Raw genomic sequence first — 17,958 nt, forward strand, 5'->3', positions numbered from 1 at the left:
CGAGGAATCTTGACGATCGGCCTACCGCCGATCTACCCATACCGTCTGCGCATTGCAGAATTCCCGCACGCCGAAATGTGACAGTTCGCGGCCAAACCCACTCTTTTTCACCCCGCCAAACGCTACCCGAGGGTCGGACACGCTGTAGGCGTTGATAAAGATCCCGCCGGTTTCCAATTGGTTGGCGATCTCCCGTGCCTTGGCTGCGTCAGTGGTGAAAATGCTGGCGGTGAGGCCGAACTCGCTGTCGTTGGCCAGGGCCACGGCATGCTCGGCGTCGCGGGCGCTGATGATCGAGGCCACGGGGCCGAACAGTTCCTGTTTGAACGCGGTCATTTGGTCGGTGACATTGGCCAGGACGGTGGGCGCGTAATAGTTGCCCGCTCCTTCGACGGGATGGCCGCCCAGCAGTAGGGTGGCGCCTTCGGCCAGGGTCGCCTGGACTTGTGCGTGCAGCTCGTCGCGCAGGTCGAAGCGGGCCATGGGGCCGATATAGGTGTCGCTTGATGTCGGGTCGCCCATCACCAGTTGGCGGCTGGCTTCAAGGAACTTGGCGGTGAAGGCTTCGACCACGCCTTGCTCGATGATCAGGCGCTTGGCGGCGGCGCAGACCTGGCCGCAGTTCTGGAAGCGGCCGATCACCGCGGCTTGCACGGCGGCGTCGAGGTCGGCGTCGTTGAGCACAATAAAGGGGTCGGAGCCGCCCAGTTCCAACACGCACTTTTTCAGCGCGGCGCCGGCTTGCGCGCCGATGGCGATGCCGGCGCGCACGCTGCCGGTCAGGGTCACGGCGGCGATGCGTGGGTCGGCGATGGCCTTGGACACGCCGTCCGGGGTGACGTTGATCACTTCAAACAGGCCTTCGGCAAAGCCGGCTTTGTGGAAAGCCTGTTGCATCAGGTAGGCGCTGCCTATCACGTTGGGTGCGTGTTTGAGCACGTAGGTGTTGCCACTGAGCAGGGTCGGTATGGCGCCGCGCAGCACTTGCCATACGGGGAAGTTCCACGGCATGACGGCGAGGATCGGGCCCAGTGGGCGGTATTCGATCCGGGCGCTGCCGTTGTCCACCAGGGTCGGCTCCGGGGCGAGCATGGCCGGGCCGTGGGCGGCGTACCATTCGGCCAGCAGGGCGCATTTCTCGATTTCGCCACGGGCCTGGGCGATGGGTTTGCCGATTTCCAGGGTGATCATTTGCGCCATCGCTTCGGCCTGTTCACGCAGGGCGCCGGCCAGGGCCAGGAGTAATGCCGCGCGTTGTGCCACAGGCGTGTTGCGGCCGTGGCGGAAGGCGGTGCTGGCGCGGGTGAGGGCGGCGTCCAGTTGCGCGGCGGATTGGTACGGGTAGCGGCCGACGGTTTCGCCAGTGGCGGGGTTGATCGACAAGGCATGGGTCTGGTGAGTAATGGCGTTCATGGCACCGTCCTGCGCAGTATTTGGGAAGGATACCAGCGTACGACGCTGTACCTTTTCCGGGAACTGAATAATATTAAGTAATACGTTCACGATTGGAGAATGACTTGGATCTGGTGCAACTGGAAATTTTCAAGGCCGTGGCCGAGCAAGGCAGCATCAGCGCCGCCGCGCAGTTGATTCATCGGGTGCCGTCGAACTTGACCACGCGCATCAAGCAGTTGGAGCAGGACTTGGGCGTCGAACTGTTTATCCGTGAGAAAAGTCGACTGCGCCTGTCGCCTGCTGGCTGGAATTTCCTCGGCTATGCGCGGCGCATTCTCGACCTGGTGCAAGAGGCCCGCGCCACCGTGGCGGGGGAGGAGCCCCAGGGGCCTTTTGCCCTGGGCTCGCTGGAAAGCACTGCCGCCGTGCGTATCCCGGCATTGCTGGCGGCCTACAACCAGAAACACGCCAAGGTCGAACTGGACCTGACCACCGGGCCCTCGGGGACCATGATCGAAGGCGTGCTATCGGGCCGGCTGGCAGCGGCGTTTGTCGATGGCCCGGTCTTGCATCCGACCCTGGAAGGCGTGGCGGTGTTTGAAGAAGAGATGGTGGTGATTGCGCCACTGCACCACGCGCCGATCACCCGTGGCCAGGATGTGAACGGGGCGAGCATCTATACCTTTCGTTCCAATTGCTCATATCGGCACCACTTTGAGCGCTGGTTTTCCCAGGACGACGCGGTGCCGGGGAAGATTTTCGAGATGGAGTCGTACCACGGCATGCTCGCCTGCGTCAGTGCCGGCGCAGGGCTGGCGCTGATGCCACGCAGTATGCTGGAGAGCATGCCGGGGTTTACCACGGTGAGTGTGTGGCCGTTGGCAGATGAGTTCCGTTTGCTGAACACCTGGCTGATCTGGCGCCGGGGTACGGTGTCGCAGAGTCTGGACAGCTTTGTGCAACTGCTGGAGGAACGCATTCCCCTGCAGGAGCCGGCAAGCTAGCCACCAAACTGCAGGGTGCCCATCGCCAGTTTCGCCATCAGCGCCGTGGCGCCCAGCTGCACCAGCCACAGGGCCAGGCCGCCAAGGAAGACGCCCAGGGCCACTTGCAGCACCAGGCTTTTTTGCCGTTTGGCTGGGGGCGTGCGTGGGGTGAAGTGGTCCAGTTCGTCGCGGTCGGCACGCAGGTCCAGGTCGTCGTTTCTCATAGGGCTCTCACAGCAAAGGGGCAATCGGTGTCCAGTCTAGGGGGTGGGCGCCGCAAATAGAAAGGGGAAGCCATTGGCTTCCCCTTTCTGGCTGCGCGATCAGGCCTACAGCACCTGCACAATCGCCTTGGTCACGGCACCGATGTTCGCCTGGTTCAACGCCGCCACGCAGATGCGGCCGGTGTCGAGGGCGTAGATACCGAACTCGTTGCGCAGGCGGGTGACCTGCTCTACGGTCAGGCCGGAGTAGGAGAACATCCCGCGCTGGCGACCGACGAAGCTGAAGTCGTGGCCTGGCGCGGCCTTGGCCAGTTCGCTGACCATCTGCTCGCGCATGTCGCGGATGCGCAGGCGCATTTCGGCCAGTTCGGCTTCCCACTGGGCGCGCAGTTGCGGGCTGTTGAGCACCGCCGCGACAATCGCCGCGCCATGGGTCGGCGGGTTGGAGTAGTTGGTGCGGATCACGCGCTTGACCTGGGACAGGATGCGCGCGCTTTCTTCTTTCGACTCGCTGACGATCGACAGGGCGCCCACACGCTCGCCGTACAGCGAGAACGATTTGGAGAACGAGCTGGACACAAAGAAGGTCAGGCCCGATTCGGCGAACAGGCGCACGGCGGCGGCATCTTCGTCGATACCGTCGCCAAAGCCCTGGTAGGCCATGTCGAGGAACGGCACCAGGTTCTTGGCCTTGACCACTTCCAGCACGTCTTTCCAGTCGGCCGGGCTCAGGTCGACGCCGGTCGGGTTGTGGCAGCAGGCGTGCAGCACCACGATGGACTGGGCGGGCAGGGCGTTGAGGTCTTCCAGCAGGCCGGCGCGGTTTACATCGTGGGTGGCGGCATCGTAGTAACGATAGGTCTGCACCGGGAAGCCGGCTTTTTCAAACAGCGCCTGGTGGTTTTCCCAGCTCGGGTCGCTGATGGCGACCACGGCATTGGGCAGCAACTGCTTGAGGAAATCGGCACCGATTTTCAGCGCGCCGGTGCCGCCAACAGCCTGGGCGGTGATCACGCGGCCAGCACTCAGCAATGGCGACTCGGCGCCAAACAGCAGCTTCTGTACGGCCAGGTCGTAGGCGGCAATGCCATCGATCGGCAGGTAGCCACGGGCGGCGTGTTGCGCCACGCGAATGGCTTCCGCTTCGGCAACGGCACGCAGGAGTGGAATCTTCCCCTCCTCGTTGCAGTAAACGCCTACGCCAAGGTTGACCTTGGTGGTACGGGTATCGGCGTTGAATGCTTCGTTGAGGCCCAGGATAGGATCGCGTGGTGCCATTTCGACAGCGGAGAACAGGCTCATTTTTGCGGCAGCTCTATGGGGGAATGGAGGGACGTGTCGCGCTCCAGCCGAATGCACTAGAGCGGTGCACAAACGGGGAGCTAGTATAGAGGCCAACACCGCTCGCGGCGACAGCCGAAACGGCTTTTCGGCCAAGTTTTTCGGTTTATTTATCGACCGTTAGTCTTATTGCAATATTGACGGCCAGCGGCATGTAGGGCGATTACCTTGAAACCCGTCACATTCGTCTCCACTTCTACAGTTATCATGGTTTTTTCCTACGGCCTGCTCTGGAATTGAGCGGGCCGTGGTCTTTTTCGTCCCCGACGGGTTTACAGTCTGGGGTGACTTCAAGAGGTACGTTATGTCGGATTTCCAACTAGTCACCCGCTTTGAACCGGCCGGCGACCAGCCCGAGGCCATCCGCCTGATGGTCGAAGGCATCGAAGCCGGCCTGGCCCACCAGACATTGCTCGGGGTGACCGGCTCCGGCAAGACTTTCAGCATTGCCAACGTCATCGCCCAGGTGAACCGCCCGACCCTGGTGCTGGCGCCGAACAAGACCCTGGCTGCGCAGTTATACGGTGAGTTCAAGGCGTTTTTCCCGAACAACGCGGTGGAGTACTTCGTTTCCTACTACGACTACTACCAGCCGGAAGCTTATGTGCCGTCCTCCGATACCTTTATCGAGAAGGATGCGTCGATCAACGACCATATCGAGCAGATGCGTCTGTCGGCGACCAAGGCGCTGCTGGAGCGCAAGGACGCAATCATCGTCACCACGGTCTCGTGCATCTACGGCCTGGGCAGCCCGGAAACCTATTTGAAGATGGTGCTGCACGTCGATCGCGGCGACAAACTCGACCAGCGCGCCTTGCTGCGGCGCCTGGCGGACCTGCAATACACCCGCAATGACATGGACTTTGCCCGCGCCACCTTCCGGGTGCGTGGCGATGTGATTGATATCTACCCGGCCGAGTCGGACCTGGAAGCGATCCGTATCGAGTTGTTCGACGATGAGGTCGAGAGCCTGTCGGCCTTCGACCCGTTGACCGGCGAGGTGATCCGCAAACTGCCACGTTTTACCTTCTACCCCAAAAGCCACTATGTGACGCCCCGTGAAACCCTTTTGGATGCCATGGAAGGGATCAAGGCCGAGCTGGCCGAGCGCCTCGAATACCTGCGCGCCAACAATAAGCTGGTGGAAGCCCAGCGCCTGGAGCAGCGCACGCGTTTTGACCTGGAGATGATCCTCGAGCTGGGCTACTGCAACGGCATCGAAAACTACTCGCGCTACCTGTCGGGCCGTGAGTCCGGTGCGCCGCCGCCGACCCTCTACGACTACCTGCCGGCAGACGCCTTGCTGGTGATCGACGAATCCCACGTCAGCGTGCCGCAAGTCGGCGCCATGTATAAAGGCGACCGTTCGCGCAAGGAAACCCTGGTGGAGTACGGCTTCCGCCTGCCCTCGGCGCTGGATAACCGGCCGATGCGTTTTGACGAGTGGGAAAGCATCAGCCCGCAGACCATCTTTGTGTCCGCCACGCCGGGCAACTATGAGGCCGAGCATGCTGGCCGGGTGATCGAGCAGTTGGTGCGCCCCACCGGCCTGGTCGACCCGCAAATCGAGATCCGCCCGGCCCTGACCCAGGTCGATGACCTGCTGTCGGAAATCACCAAGCGCGTGGCCCTGGAAGAGCGGGTGCTGGTTACCACGCTGACCAAGCGCATGTCCGAAGACCTCACCGACTACCTGGCCGACCACGGCGTGCGCGTGCGTTACCTGCACTCGGACATCGACACCGTGGAGCGCGTGGAGATCATCCGCGACCTGCGCTTGGGCACGTTCGATGTGCTGGTGGGCATCAACCTGCTGCGCGAAGGCCTGGACATGCCCGAGGTGTCGCTGGTGGCGATCCTGGACGCGGACAAGGAAGGTTTCCTGCGCTCCGAGCGCTCCTTGATCCAGACCATCGGCCGGGCGGCACGTAACCTCAATGGCCGCGCGATCCTGTATGCCGACCGTATCACCGGTTCCATGGAACGGGCCATCGGCGAGACCGAGCGCCGCCGCGACAAGCAGATTGCGTTCAACCTGGCCAATGGCATCACCCCCAAGGGCGTGTTCAAGGACGTGGCCGACATTATGGAAGGCGCCACCGTGCCCGGTTCGCGCAGCAAGAAGCGCAAAGGCATGGCCAAGGCCGCCGAGGAAAATGCCAAGTACGAAAACGAACTGCGCTCGCCCAGTGAAATCACCAAGCGTATCCGCCAACTGGAAGAGAAGATGTACCAACTGGCGCGGGACCTGGAGTTTGAAGCGGCGGCGCAGATGCGCGATGAGATTGGCAAGTTGCGTGAGCGCTTGCTGACTGTCTGAATGTGCAGGGCCGGGCGATCGTTCCCACGCTCTGCGTGGTAACGCCGCCCAGGACGCTCTGCGTCCAAAGAGCGAGCGCCGCAGGTATTGATCGGCCCATGCTGGAGCCGGGGGGCTTGGGGCTGTTACCATTCGCCCCTTGTTTTATTTTCAGCTTTATTGCCCATTCGAGACTCGCCATGACCACCGTCCGCACGCGCATCGCGCCATCGCCTACTGGGGATCCCCACGTCGGTACTGCCTACATCGCCTTGTTCAACTACTGCTTTGCCAAGCAGCACGGCGGTGAATTCATCCTGCGGATCGAAGACACGGACCAGGTGCGTTCGACCCGTGAGTCGGAACAGCAGATTTTCGATGCCCTGCGCTGGCTGGGCATTACCTGGGCCGAAGGCCCGGATGTCGGTGGCCCGCACGGCCCGTATCGCCAGAGCGAGCGCAGCGACATCTACAAGCAGTACACCCAGCAACTGGTCGATATGGGCCACGCCTTCCCGTGCTTCTGCACCAGCGAGGAACTGGACCAGATGCGCGCCGAGCAACAGGCCCGTGGCGAAACCCCGCGCTACGATGGCCGTGCGCTGCTGCTGTCGAAAGAAGAAGTGGCCCAGCGCCTGGCCGCCGGCGAGCCGCATGTGATCCGCATGAAGGTGCCGAGCGAAGGCGTGTGCGTGGTGCCCGACATGCTGCGTGGCGACGTGGAGATCCCCTGGGATCGCATGGACATGCAAGTGCTGATGAAGACCGATGGCCTGCCGACGTACTTCCTGGCCAACGTGGTCGATGACCACCTGATGGGCATCACCCATGTGCTGCGTGGCGAAGAATGGCTGCCGTCGGCCCCTAAATTGATCCTGCTCTATGAATACTTCGGCTGGGAACAGCCGCAGCTGTGCTACATGCCGCTGCTGCGTAACCCGGACAAGAGCAAGCTGTCCAAGCGCAAGAACCCGACCTCGGTGACCTTCTACGAGCGCATGGGCTTTATGCCCGAGGCGATGCTCAACTACCTGGGCCGCATGGGCTGGTCGATGCCGGACGAGCGCGAGAAGTTCTCGCTGCAGGAAATGGTCGATCACTTCGACTTGTCCCGCGTCTCCCTGGGCGGGCCGATCTTCGATATCGAGAAGTTGTCGTGGCTCAATGGCCAATGGCTGCGGGACCTGCCGGTGGAAGAATTCGCCAGCCGCGTGCAGCAGTGGGCGTTGAACCCCGAGTACATGATGAAGATCGCCCCGTTGGTGCAGGGCAGGGTGGAAACCTTCAGCCAGGTCGCGCCGCTGGCCAGCTTCTTCTTTGCCGGTGGGGTGAGCCCGGATCCTAAGCTGTTCGAGTCCAAGAAGCTCTCGGGCGATCAGGTTCGTCAGTTAATGCAGCTGATCCTGTGGAAGCTCGAAAGCCTGCGCCAGTGGGAGAAGGATGCCATCACTGCGACGATCCAGGCGGTGGTCGAGTCTCTGGAGTTGAAACTGCGCGATGCGATGCCGCTGATGTTTGCCGCCATTACCGGGCAAGCCAGTTCGGTGTCGGTACTCGATGCGATGGAAATCCTCGGCCCTGACCTGACCCGTTTCCGTCTGCGCCAAGCCCTTGATTTGCTGGGCGGTGTGTCGAAGAAAGAAAACAAGGAATGGGAAAAGCTGCTGGGTGCTATCGCCTAGTTAAGCGTTGCCAAGGTCAAAACCCCGGCTTTCCGGGGTTTTGATGGTAAGTGATTGTTATCCCGGCAAAAAATTTTGAAAATTGTTGAAAATAAATTTGACAGCCCTTCAAAGCGCCATTAAGATTCGCCCCGTCCTCACCGATGAGGGGCTATAGCTCAGCTGGGAGAGCGCTTGCATGGCATGCAAGAGGTCAACGGTTCGATCCCGTTTAGCTCCACCAATTTACAGGTTCAAGGTTCTGGCCACACCGTCCTTGAATCGATCAGGCCCAGCTTGATCATGTTGTACAGAAGGTTTTGTCCCCTTCGTCTAGTGGCCTAGGACACCGCCCTTTCACGGCGGTAACAGGGGTTCGAGTCCCCTAGGGGACGCCAGTTTCAACAAGCAGCTCGCAAGGTCTGCTGCGCCGCGAGGCGAAAAATCCGGGGCTATAGCTCAGCTGGGAGAGCGCTTGCATGGCATGCAAGAGGTCAACGGTTCGATCCCGTTTAGCTCCACCAATTTACAGGTTCAAGGTTCTGGCCACACCGTCCTTGAATCGATCAGTCTCAGCCTGGTCATGTGTATAGAAGGTTTGTGTCCCCTTCGTCTAGTGGCCTAGGACACCGCCCTTTCACGGCGGTAACAGGGGTTCGAGTCCCCTAGGGGACGCCAGTTTCAACAAGCAGCTCGCAAGGTCTGCTGCGCCGCGAGGCGAAAAATCCGGGGCTATAGCTCAGCTGGGAGAGCGCTTGCATGGCATGCAAGAGGTCAACGGTTCGATCCCGTTTAGCTCCACCAATTTACAGGTTCAAGGTTCTGGCCACACCGTCCTTGAATCGATCAGGCCCAGCTTGATCATGTTGTACAGAAGGTTTTGTCCCCTTCGTCTAGTGGCCTAGGACACCGCCCTTTCACGGCGGTAACAGGGGTTCGAGTCCCCTAGGGGACGCCAGTTTCAACAAGCAGCTCGCAAGGTCTGCTGCGCCGCGAGGCGAAAAATCCGGGGCTATAGCTCAGCTGGGAGAGCGCTTGCATGGCATGCAAGAGGTCAACGGTTCGATCCCGTTTAGCTCCACCAATTTACAGGTTCAAGGTTCTGGCCACACCGTCCTTGAATCGATCAGTCTCAGCCTGGTCATGTGTATAGAAGGTTTGTGTCCCCTTCGTCTAGTGGCCTAGGACACCGCCCTTTCACGGCGGTAACAGGGGTTCGAGTCCCCTAGGGGACGCCACGATTACCCGCTCTGCGGGATTTTTAAGGGTCATTCAATTATTGAATGGCCCTTTTGTTTGTCTGGCGTTTGGGTTTTCTCCCTCCCTCTTCCAAAAAACTTCTTCTGACCAGCGGTCGAATTCAGCGCTTGCCAAAAATTATTATGCGTATAATATTTTGAGTGTAATATTTGGAGGCCATCATGAGCGATAAAAAAGCGCAAACCCGTGAACGTATTCTGCAGGCTGCCAGCTCCGCGCTGATCCAGCATGGCCCGGTCGAGCCGAGCGTGGGTGACGTCATGGGGGCGGCGGGGCTGACCGTGGGGGGGTTCTACGCCCACTTTGAAAGCAAGGACGCCTTGATGCTGGAGGCGTTCGAGCGGCTATTGGCGCGGCGCCGGGCGTCTATCGACGACATGGACTCCAGCCTGACAGGCGAAGAGCGTCGAACCCTGGCGGCGGCGTTCTACCTGTCGCGCAAGCACCGCGATTCTACTGCCCAGGCCTGCCCGATCCCGGCCACGGTCGGCGAGATGAACCGTCTGCCGGATGAGTTTCGCAATGTACTGAACCAGCATGTCGAGCTGATGGCCGCACAACTGGCCGCCAGCCCGGAAGACACCGACAAGGCCCTGGCCGACATGGCCTTGATGATTGGCGGCCTGGCATTGGCCCGGGCCTTGGGGCCGGGAGAATTGTCGGACCGTGTATTGCGCGCCTCCAAGTCGGCGGTGCGTTGAACAAGGCTTGTGAGCCTGGGGAGTGAGTGGATGAGCACCTTGAGCTGGATTCGCCGTGTCAACGGCACCGTGGGCAGGCTGGCGCCGCAGACCATCGCCAACCAGATGCGTCGCGCCTTCATGACACCACGGGAGCTGCCGCCCCGGGATTGGGAATTGCCGCTGCTGGCGCAGGCCGAGCGCATCACCTTGCGTTTTGGCCTCTCGGCCCTGCGCTGGGGCCAGGGCCCGGCGGTGCTGATGATGCACGGCTGGGAAGGGCGCCCGACCCAGTTCGCCAGCTTGATCGACGCCCTGGTGGGCGCCGGCTATTCGGTGATTGCCCTCGACGGCCCGGCCCATGGTCGCTCGCCGGGCCGTGAAGCCCATGTGGTGCTGTTTGCCCGGGCGATGCTGGAGGCTGCCGCTGAGTTGCCGCCGCTGCACGCGGTGGTAGGCCACTCCATGGGAGGCGCCAGTGCGATGCTGGCTATCCAGTTGGGCCTGCGTACCAAGGCGTTGGTGAGCATTGCTGCTCCTTCACGCTTGCTCGATGTATTGCGCGGCTTTGCCGGGGTGGTCGGCATGCCGGAGCGGGCGCGGGCGGCGTTTATCCGGGAGGTCGAGTACTCCCTCGGCATTCCGCTCAAGCACCTGGATGTGGCCCGTTATCAAATGAATATCCCGGGGCTGATCGTACATGCCGAAGACGATACCTTCGTCCCGGTCAAAGCCTCGCAGATGATCCACGAGGCCTGGTTCGACAGCCGCCTGTTGCGCCTGGAGCAGGGCGGGCACCAGAGGGTCCTGGCGGACCCGCGAGTGGTCGAAGGCGTGCTGGCGCTGCTGGCCGGCTGTCGTGAGCCGGCGCGGCAAACCGCTTGAGCCCAACGATGGGTTACACTGCTCCCCGCCGACATTCATCGACCGGGAGCTGGGCATGGGCTGGGACTTGGCAAAGCCGTTTATCATCGATCTGCAGGTGGCCCCTGAGGACATCGACGGCCTGGGGCATGCCAATAATGCCGTCTACGTATCCTGGCTGGAGCGCTGCGCCTGGCGCCACTCCCAGCGCCTGGGCCTGGACCTCACCGAATACCGCCGCCTGGATCGGGCGATGGCGGTGGTGCGTCATGAAATCGATTACCTGGCCGCCGGCTACGAAGGCGATGAGCTGCAACTGGCGACCTGGATCGTCGATTGGGACCAGCGCCTGAAAATGACCCGGCGCTTCCAGCTGATGCGCCCCAGTGATGGCACCACCTTGTTGCGTGCGCAAACCACCTTTGTCTGTATCGAACTCTCCAGCGGCAAGCCCAAGCGCATGCCGGCGGAGTTTATCGAGGGCTATGGCGTGGCGCTGCACATCTGACAAGGGAGTTAACGGTTACTGTGGGAAACCCAGTAAACTGCGCCACGATTTTCGTTGAGTGTTTTCCATGCAAATTGCTTTGGCGCCCATGGAGGGGTTGGTCGACAACATCCTGCGGGACGTGCTGACCCAGGTCGGCGGTATCGATTGGTGCGTGACCGAATTTATTCGGGTCAACGACCGCCTGCTGACCCCGGCCTATTTCCACAAGCTTGCCCCTGAACTGCTGCACGGCGCCAAGACCGCTGCGGGCGTGCCGTTGCGCGTGCAGTTGCTGGGTTCCGACCCCGTGTGCCTGGCGGAAAACGCCGCGCTGGCCTGTGAACTGGGTTCTGAAGTGATCGACCTGAACTTCGGCTGCCCGGCCAAGACCGTCAACAAGTCCCGTGGTGGCGCGGTGCTGCTCAAGGAGCCGGAACTGCTCAACCAGATCGTCGAGCACGTACGCCGTGCCGTGCCGGCGCATATCCCGGTGACCGCCAAGATGCGCCTGGGCTTCGACAGCCCGGACGGCGCGCTAGTGTGCGCCACGGCCCTGGCCGAAGGCGGTGCGGCGCACATTGTGGTACATGCGCGGACCAAGGCCGATGGCTACAAGCCGCCGGCGCACTGGGAGTGGATCCCGCGTGTGCAGGACGTGGTCAAGGTGCCGGTATTTGCCAATGGCGATATCTGGAGTGTCGAAGACTGGCGCCGTTGCCGGGAGATCAGCGGTGTCGAAGACATCATGCTCGGTCGCGGCCTGGTCGCACGTCCCGACCTGGCTCGGCAAATTGCTGCTGCGCGGGTTGGCGAAGACGTGGTAGAGATGACCTGGGAGGCTATGCAGCCCATGCTCCAGGCGTTCTGGACGCAGTCTGTAGCGCAATTGACTGAGCGCCAGGCACCGGGCCGCCTGAAGCAGTGGCTAGCGATGCTGACGCGAAATTATCCGCAAGCGGTGGAGTTGTTTACCGCATTGCGCCGGGAAACCGACCTTCAGCAGGTCAGCCGTTTACTCGGTATGCCCCACCCCCAAGGGGCTTGAAAATTTTCTTACGGCCTCTCTTGAAATGTAAGTGGCGGTCCTTATCTAGGGATTACACGATGCCGAATTCGGGTCGTGGAGATAAAGAACCTTGCTGATATTTCAGGAGATTTGACCATGAGTACCGCATTTTCCCTGGCGCCGCTGTTCCGCTCTTCCGTGGGTTTCGATCGTTTCAACGACCTGTTTGAAACCGCATTGCGCAATGAGCCGGGCAGCAGCTACCCACCCTACAACGTCGAGAAACATGGCGAAGACCAATACCGCATTGTCATCGCGGCCGCCGGTTTCCACGAAGACGATCTGGAGTTGCAGGTGGAGAAAGGCGTCTTGACCGTCAGTGGCGGCAAGCGCGACACCCAGGCTGAAAGCGTCACGTATCTGCACCAGGGCATTGCCCAGCGCGCCTTCAAATTGTCGTTCCGCTTGGCAGACCATATTGAAATCAAGGCTGCCGACCTGAGTAATGGCTTGCTGAGTATCGACCTGTTGCGGGTTGTGCCGGAAGAGGCAAAGGCCAAGCGCATTCCGATCAATGGGGCGCAGAAACCGGTCCTGCAACATTGAGTTCATGTTTTTAAGTTTTTCATTACCTCTATAAAGGGCGCCCCAGGCGCCCTTTTTTTGTTTAAGACGTTGCGCTGAGCGTCAATGATTGAGTGCGCAAGGATGGGAGTTTTGTTTAGTGGGGTGAGTGTGCTTGATTATTTTTTATAACGGGTGTGTGTAACTTTTTTGTGATTTTTTTCATGTTTTATATTGAGTCGCCCTTTTGTTTTTTGATTTTTCCGAGAGTGGTGCAGCATTAACCGCGCGGGAAATATCATGAGCTGTATCTGTAGGGATTCAATGAATCATATCGTTTTTTTTCACTAAGGCACTTTATTAGCGTGTATGACATTGTTTTGATCAGGAAAGCGCTGGAGAGAGCAGTTTTTACAGGCGTCCATAGGTAAAAGTCTGAAGTTTTCATTTGGTGTCCTTATGTTTTTGGCGATTTCTGGAACTCGAATGCTTTTTTCTCCACGAAATACAGGACTTCGATTCGGTTGCTGCCGTTTCAAGTCACAAGCCAATAGTGTTTGTTATGGGTGAATAAAAAACCCAGGTGCTATTCTGAGAAGAGGAATGACTAATGTCTTATATGTCTGTTAATACTCCGCTGAGCACTAAGCTCGCAAACCACCCACTAGACCTTCCTACGCCCTTATCCAGCGCACTTGGAGGGGGGGAGGCCAGTAAGGTTCTTGACAAAAAACAGAGTGCCTTGCCGGAATATAGCCGCAATGTTGAAACGGGGCGGGAAGGTGCAGTTGGTAATACCGATGCTCTTTCAAAGCTACTTGATATGTTTGAGCTTCTCTTTAAGGCAATGCGAGATATCTTGTCTGGCAAAAAACATCCTCCTGAGCTCCAGCCCTCTCCTGATAAGTCGTCTGAGGCGAAACCCTCGCTTGGGGGCATGCCCTTGACTCCGAGCAAGGAGACCAAGGTGGCGCTTGAGACAGACAAGCCACTTCAGAAAAAGCTGGAGGCCGATGGCAAGCCTGCGGTTTCGGGCAATGATCTCAAGATGCTGCTTGACGCCAACAAGCCGCTGCAGAAAAAACTGGAGGCTGATAGCAAACCTACGACTCCGGGCAATGATCTCAAGGTGCCGCTTGAGGCCGACAAGCCGCTGCCGAACAAGTTGGAGGCCGACGGCAAGCCTGCGATTCCGGGTAATGACCTCAAGGGGCTATTGGATGCTGGCAAGCAACCAGTGGTGATACCGCAGATCAAGGTTCTGCCAGGCACCGACTCCAAAGTGGAGTCTGACGCCTCTGTGCGGGTGAACGTTGACGTCAAGGTGAACAATTGCCACTGCCCAGGGCACGACCATCCAACGGTTCCAGGGATTGACGTGAAGCTAAAGCCCGGCCCGGATGGTCAGGTGAGGCCTGGCGTGGAGATAAAGCCCACAGTGGTGCCCGGCCCGGATGGCCAGGTGAGGCCTGGCGTGGAGATAAAGCCCACAGTGGTGCCCGGCCCGGATGGTCAGGTGAGGCCTGGCGTGGAGATAAAGCCCACAGTGGTGCCCGGCCCGGATGGTCAGGTGAGGCCTGGCGTGGAGATAAAGCCCACAGTGGTGCCCGGCCCGGATGGTCAGGTGAGGCCTGGCGTGGAGATAAAGCCCACAGTGGTGCCCGGCCCGGATGGTCAGGTGAGGCCTGGCGTGGAGATAAAGCCCACAGTGGTGCCCGGCCCGGATGGTCAGGTGAGGCCTGGCGTGGAGATAAAGCCCACAGTGGTGCCCGGCCCGGATGGTCAGGTGAGGCCTGGCGTGGAGATAAAGCCCACAGTGGTGCCCGGCCCGGATGGTCAGGTGAGGCCTGGCGTGGAGATAAAGCCCACAGTGGTGCCCGGCCCGGATGGTCAGGTGAGGCCTGGCGTGGAGATAAAGCCCACAGTGGTGCCCGGCCCGGATGGTCAGGTGAAGCCTGGCGTGGAGATAAGGCCCACAGTGGTCCCTCCCCTGGAGGGCCAGGTGAAGCCTGGCGTGGAGATAAAGCCCACAGTGGTGCCCGGCCCGGATGGTCAGGTGAAGCCCGGCGTGGAGATAAAGCCCACAGTGGTGCCCGGCCCGGATGGTCAGGTGAAGCCCGGCGTGGAGATAAGGCCCGCAGTGGTCCCCCCCCTGGAGGGCCAGGTGAAGCCGGGCGTGGAGATAAAGCCTGCAGTGGTGCCCGGCCCGGAGGGCCAGGTGAAGCCCGGTTTGGAGCCAAAGCCCGCTCTCGTACCCGGTACTCCCCCTCAGGTAAAGCCCGGTTTGGTGCATGAGCCGGCCGTACCCAGAACTCATGCGGGGGTGAAGCCGGATGCCCCCGAGGTACTGCCGAACAAGCCCACGCCAGAGTCTGACTTAACTGCCCCGGGCCCCGGCTGTGGCCCTGATGAAATGAGCGGGGTTGAGGCTCTTTATCGCCGGTCGTAGTGTGCCAGTCGAGTCAATAAACGATAACTAAAAATCTTAAACCAAAAGAGTTGCTTCTCCGGTCAACTGCCGGCCGGAGGAGCGCTTTGTGGGAGAAGACTGTATGTCTATTTTAAATATCAGTAGTCCTTCAAGCAGCACGTCTGCGTGTTTAAGTGGGGGGGGGAGTGCGTTTGATGTTGCGACTAAACGCCCATGGGTATCTGGTGCAGGTGTAAGTTGGGTTTCAAATAATTACGCTGTCAATAATAGTCGCATTGAAGAGAGCGGTTATATGGCGGATCAGGATGTGGATTTAAACAGTGTTATTTCAATGCTCAGGCTTTTTTTAGATCAGGTATTGGCCCTTTTGTCAGACAGTAAGGGAAAAAAAGTCAAGGTTGATAGTGTTCCCGAGCCTGTCAAGCCTGAGGTGAGTCCGATACCGGTTGTGCCAAAGCCTGAATCGACCCCAGCGCACCTTCCCGATCTATCGTCTAAGCGTGATGGTGCAAAGCCTGACGACATCTGGGGTGGCTTTCGCCAAGGGCCTGATGGTAATTGCGTGACTGTTTCGGCGATCAAGGCGGCCATGTATAAGTTTGGGCAGAGCCCGACCGATATTTATAAAAATGTCAGTAAAACCGAGAGTGGCTATCAGGTCACGATGCGCGATGGTTTTCGCCTGGTCCTGACAAACAAGGAGTTGAAGCAAGCAGCGGAGGGGGCAAAGTTTTATGGCCGAGACAGAGGGATGCTCAAGGACGCCCAATTCCTGTTCGCGGTCAGTTGCAAGCGCGCCCATCTTGAAAACAACGATGGCAGAGCGGCTAGAAGTTTTAGTGCGGCCATTCGCAGCCTCAACGACGGTGAGGATGAGAACCCGTGGGCGCCGGGAGAAGGATTCCTGCGGTTGGGGTTGAAGAAGTATATGAAGCAAGTTCCTGTCAGTACTTTGGCCCGTGGGCAAGTTGGTATGGTTAATCGGGCCTTGCATTCGGTGGCGGTGATTGATGGCAAGGAAGAGTTGTGGGGGCGCAAAGGAAAGGCACCCACGCGTGGGAACGCTGTGGCGTTAATCGGTGATTGAGGTTATGGGTAGGTCTTGTATTAATAATAATTAATATTGTGTGATTATTTTTCCTGCGCAGGTTTTTTTGTTGTTTGTTGTGTTTGTCGATTTCTACTTTATGGGTTTTGTCGTTATTTGGCGGCATCTGTGTGGTCATGAATTTAATAGTTTAACTATGGGGGTTGTCATGAGTATCGATATGGGTGGTCGGTTGTTTCTTGGGAATTATAGTTTGAATCATGAGCCTGCCAGTGGAATGAGTGCCCCTGCCGCCCCTGAGAAACGCAATGGAGAGGGAGTCAGCATCGATGGGTGGGAGGAGATTGAGCAAAGACTTTCCGAAGGTCTTCGTTCTGTCAGGCAGTTGCTCACCCACCAAGGCACTTCGCTGTCCTGGGTGGCACCGAGTACAGAAAATAATGTTGATAAAACGTTGCCCCCACCTGTGTTTTCAACGAAGCGGGATGAGAAACCCAGCGATATTCTGGGTGCGCTTACGGCCACCAGGCGCCATTTCGGCGAAAACTTTGACAACAGTACTCATGCGGCAGTTATCCAAATGATGATGATGACATTTGGGCAAAGCCCGCTCGACCTATTTGATGAGGTGAAGGCCTCCGGCGACGGGTATGACGTTACGATGAAAGATGAGTTTAAGGTGCATGTGTCTCAAGAAGAATTAAAGACTGTCGCCCAGGCGTCGCGGTTTGCGGGTAATGATAGTTCGGTCATAAAGGATGCCAACTTTGTGCTCGCGGCTTTTGCCAAACGTAAACAGCTTGCAGGCAAGCATGGCAGTTTCGAGAAGGCCCTGACGAAGACCCTGGAAGGAGAAACGCTACTCAACTGTTTGCGGGGAATGGGGGTGAGTGCTCTGGCCCAGTATATGCCTGCCAGTGAAATGGCCGCTAGCGGTGCAACAGGGGTGGTGGGAACCCATAACTTTGGCGGGGCGCTTGTAATGAATAACGCCCAATACAGTTATGCTGAAAAACGCAGTGTTGATAACCGCTATGGTTATAGGTTGTTCGATAACAAAAAAATTCCTGACGAACCACCTGTAGCCATTGATCGCAATGATCTGAATTTATTCAGTGTCCCAGTAGGTACTAAACCCACCGATATCTGGAGTGGTTTTTATCAGAGCGTGGAAGGCAACTGTGTCACCGTGTCTGCGATCAAGGCGGCGATGATGCGATTTGGGCAGAACCCACAAGGCATCTATAAAAAAATCTCGGCCACTACGGATGGTTATGAAGTCATCATGAGGGATTCTTTTAAGTTGAGAGTGACACACGAGGAACTGAGAAAGGCTCGTGAGGCCTCCGGCTTGAAGGGCAACAATCAGGCGCTGCTTGACGATGCCAACTTTCTATACTGTGTGAGCGCCAAGCGGGCAGAGTTGGAGGACAACGACTTCCGTGGCAGGCAAGGGTTTGAGGTCGCCATGCAAACGCTTAACGACGGTGAGTACCCAGGAGAAGCGCTGCACAGGTTAGGGTTGTCCGCCTATGTCAGTGAAAGCAGCGTTCAAGAACTGGCAGAGGGTGCCATTGGAACCCTGGCCGATGCCCGCCACTCAGTGGCGGTCATTGATGGGATGGTGGACATGTATGGGCAAAAGCGCAGCCTGGTGCAGTCGGACTGGAAAGGCTATTTCATCCGGGCATTGAAATTAGTGTAATGCG

The 17,958-nt window shown here is 58.9% G+C and carries 14 protein-coding genes and 8 tRNA genes; 19 read left to right on the forward strand and 3 right to left on the reverse strand.

What is annotated here, in order from left to right; translation table 11 throughout:
* Positions 1-21: 21 nt before the first annotated feature.
* Positions 22-1,413, reverse strand: coding sequence for an aldehyde dehydrogenase family protein (locus tag AO268_RS19935; protein ID WP_099169592.1), 1,392 nt, complete (start codon positions 1,411-1,413; stop codon positions 22-24).
* Between the two features lie 104 nt (positions 1,414-1,517).
* Here AO268_RS19935 and ptrR point away from each other — a divergent pair, with 104 nt between their 5' ends.
* Entirely contained in the window at positions 1,518-2,399 is an 882-nt protein-coding gene (ptrR, locus tag AO268_RS19940; protein ID WP_076961342.1) for a putrescine utilization regulator PtrR, read from the forward strand.
* Here ptrR and AO268_RS19945 read toward each other — a convergent pair.
* Entirely contained in the window at positions 2,396-2,605 is a 210-nt protein-coding gene (locus tag AO268_RS19945; protein ID WP_057438594.1) for a hypothetical protein, read from the reverse strand. The two genes, ptrR and AO268_RS19945, sit on opposite strands and share 4 nt — an antisense overlap.
* Before the next feature lie 105 nt (positions 2,606-2,710).
* On the reverse strand, positions 2,711-3,907 hold the full coding sequence (locus AO268_RS19950; RefSeq protein WP_099169593.1) for an amino acid aminotransferase: 1,197 nt from the start codon (positions 3,905-3,907) through the stop codon (positions 2,711-2,713).
* A gap of 343 nt (positions 3,908-4,250) precedes the next feature.
* Between AO268_RS19950 and uvrB the strand changes: the two genes are divergently transcribed.
* The 18 genes from uvrB (at position 4,251) to AO268_RS20040 (ending at position 17,954) form a co-directional block, all read left to right on the forward strand.
* On the forward strand, positions 4,251-6,266 hold the full coding sequence (uvrB, locus tag AO268_RS19955) for an excinuclease ABC subunit UvrB (RefSeq protein ID WP_076961344.1): 2,016 nt from the start codon (positions 4,251-4,253) through the stop codon (positions 6,264-6,266).
* A 179-nt stretch (positions 6,267-6,445) separates the two neighbouring features.
* On the forward strand, positions 6,446-7,927 hold the full coding sequence (gltX, locus tag AO268_RS19960; RefSeq protein ID WP_076961357.1) for a glutamate--tRNA ligase: 1,482 nt from the start codon (positions 6,446-6,448) through the stop codon (positions 7,925-7,927).
* 147 nt (positions 7,928-8,074) lie between these two features.
* Positions 8,075-8,150 (forward strand) — tRNA-Ala (locus AO268_RS19965).
* A 78-nt stretch (positions 8,151-8,228) separates the two neighbouring features.
* Positions 8,229-8,304: transfer RNA gene (locus tag AO268_RS19970), tRNA-Glu, on the forward strand.
* Positions 8,305-8,354: 50 nt separating this feature from the next.
* Positions 8,355-8,430 (forward strand) — tRNA-Ala (locus tag AO268_RS19975).
* Between the two features lie 78 nt (positions 8,431-8,508).
* A tRNA-Glu gene (locus AO268_RS19980) sits at positions 8,509-8,584 on the forward strand.
* 50 nt (positions 8,585-8,634) lie between these two features.
* A tRNA-Ala gene (locus tag AO268_RS19985) sits at positions 8,635-8,710 on the forward strand.
* 78 nt (positions 8,711-8,788) lie between these two features.
* Positions 8,789-8,864: transfer RNA gene (locus tag AO268_RS19990), tRNA-Glu, on the forward strand.
* A gap of 50 nt (positions 8,865-8,914) precedes the next feature.
* A tRNA-Ala gene (locus AO268_RS19995) sits at positions 8,915-8,990 on the forward strand.
* A 78-nt stretch (positions 8,991-9,068) separates the two neighbouring features.
* Positions 9,069-9,144: transfer RNA gene (locus AO268_RS20000), tRNA-Glu, on the forward strand.
* Between the two features lie 183 nt (positions 9,145-9,327).
* Positions 9,328-9,867: a TetR/AcrR family transcriptional regulator gene (locus AO268_RS20005; protein WP_076961345.1), complete on the forward strand. Its 540-nt coding sequence runs from the start codon at positions 9,328-9,330 to the stop codon at positions 9,865-9,867.
* Between the two features lie 30 nt (positions 9,868-9,897).
* Positions 9,898-10,731 (forward strand): alpha/beta hydrolase, encoded by an 834-nt coding sequence (locus AO268_RS20010; RefSeq protein ID WP_099169594.1) that lies wholly within the window; start codon positions 9,898-9,900, stop codon positions 10,729-10,731.
* 55 nt (positions 10,732-10,786) lie between these two features.
* A complete protein-coding gene (locus AO268_RS20015; protein WP_076961347.1) occupies positions 10,787-11,218 on the forward strand; it encodes an acyl-CoA thioesterase in 432 nt (143 codons plus the stop codon).
* Between the two features lie 67 nt (positions 11,219-11,285).
* Complete coding sequence (locus AO268_RS20020) at positions 11,286-12,245, forward strand: tRNA dihydrouridine synthase (protein WP_076961348.1); 960 nt, start codon at positions 11,286-11,288, stop codon at positions 12,243-12,245.
* Positions 12,246-12,362: 117 nt separating this feature from the next.
* The gene (locus tag AO268_RS20025) at positions 12,363-12,812 is read left to right on the forward strand and encodes an Hsp20 family protein (RefSeq protein WP_076961349.1); all 450 of its coding nucleotides are present in this window, start codon (positions 12,363-12,365) and stop codon (positions 12,810-12,812) included.
* Positions 12,813-13,380: 568 nt separating this feature from the next.
* Positions 13,381-15,219, forward strand: a complete 1,839-nt coding sequence (locus tag AO268_RS20030; RefSeq protein WP_099169595.1) for a hypothetical protein — start codon at positions 13,381-13,383, stop codon at positions 15,217-15,219.
* A 103-nt stretch (positions 15,220-15,322) separates the two neighbouring features.
* Positions 15,323-16,288, forward strand: a complete 966-nt coding sequence (locus tag AO268_RS20035) for a hypothetical protein (protein ID WP_306474141.1) — start codon at positions 15,323-15,325, stop codon at positions 16,286-16,288.
* Positions 16,289-16,328: 40 nt separating this feature from the next.
* On the forward strand, positions 16,329-17,954 hold the full coding sequence (locus AO268_RS20040) for a hypothetical protein (RefSeq protein WP_141562831.1): 1,626 nt from the start codon (positions 16,329-16,331) through the stop codon (positions 17,952-17,954).
* Positions 17,955-17,958: the final 4 nt, after the last annotated feature.

Origin of the sequence: Pseudomonas sp. ICMP 8385, from assembly GCF_002699915.1 — a bacterium.
GTDB lineage: Bacteria > Pseudomonadota > Gammaproteobacteria > Pseudomonadales > Pseudomonadaceae > Aquipseudomonas > Aquipseudomonas gessardii.